This is a genomic window from Priestia sp. SIMBA_032 (assembly GCF_046535215.1).
Lineage (GTDB): Bacteria > Bacillota > Bacilli > Bacillales > Bacillaceae_H > Priestia > Priestia aryabhattai.
In genome coordinates this window covers 1-239 of record NZ_JAWRXD010001479.1, presented here as the reverse complement: position 1 = coordinate 239, position 239 = coordinate 1, and the positions used below count along the sequence as shown (strand labels likewise).

Below are 239 nucleotides of genomic sequence, written 5' to 3'. Positions count from 1 at the left end.
ATAATCGCCATTTCCTCCAATAGCTGTTACTGTTGCTTTGCCGGTATTTTCCCCAAAACATTTTACAGAACTATCTTGAGAAATACTGCAAGAAAGTACATTTGGTTGGGTTATGATTACGGTGCAAGTTGTAGTACAACCTTTAGAATCGGTCACGGTTACAGAATGATTTCCTGCGCCTAACGCTACAGCTGTTTGTGTAGTTTCATTATTGTCCCATATGTAAGTATAATTTGCAC

The 239-nt window shown here is 38.5% G+C and carries 1 protein-coding gene; it reads right to left on the bottom strand.

Annotated elements, in window-relative coordinates; genetic code table 11:
* On the bottom strand, nt 1-239 hold a 239-nt coding region (locus tag SB717_RS39225), incomplete at both ends, for a hypothetical protein (RefSeq protein ID WP_410908701.1).